Source organism: Actinospica durhamensis (assembly GCF_018139695.1).
In the GTDB taxonomy this organism is placed as follows: Bacteria; Actinomycetota; Actinomycetes; order Streptomycetales; family Catenulisporaceae; genus Actinospica; species Actinospica durhamensis.
Genome location: NZ_JAGSOG010000751.1, coordinates 1 through 448, shown reverse-complemented (window position 1 = coordinate 448; position 448 = coordinate 1). Strand labels below are relative to the sequence as shown.

The following is a 448-nucleotide window of genomic DNA, read 5'->3' as shown; positions in this document are numbered from 1 at the left end:
CCAGCGTTCCACCACGGCCTGCCAGCGCGGCTGGATAGCGAGTGAGTTCATCAGGGGGAGAGGATCGGCGCCAGCGGTGTGACCCGGCTTCAGTTTTAGCAGGCGATGCTGAAGGAAATCGGCTACCTGTTCTGCGGAGATCTCTGGCGAGATGGCGCAACAGGGCAACGTTCCCGCAAGCGTGTGCCACGCCTGCGGCAGTGCCGGGTTCCGATGATCGGTAACGCAAAAAGCCTCGCCCTGAGGAACAACGTATGCCGCCAGCGTTTTTTCTTTTTCGCCGATCGCCAAAACGGTTGCTTGTTTCACCCCCGCCAGCTGGCTGAGCGCGCTTTCGATTTCGCCCAGCTCGATGCGATATCCTCCGACTTTGACCTGCTTGTCGCGACGACCGAGGAACTCGATTGTGCCATCTGACCAGTAGCAGCCGAGATCGCCGGTGCGATAC

1 protein-coding gene is annotated in these 448 nt (G+C 60.3%); it reads right to left on the bottom strand.

Annotated elements, in window-relative coordinates:
- A partial coding sequence (locus tag KDL01_RS42045; RefSeq protein ID WP_212534286.1) for an acyl-CoA synthetase family protein occupies nucleotides 1-448 on the bottom strand: 448 nt, incomplete at both ends.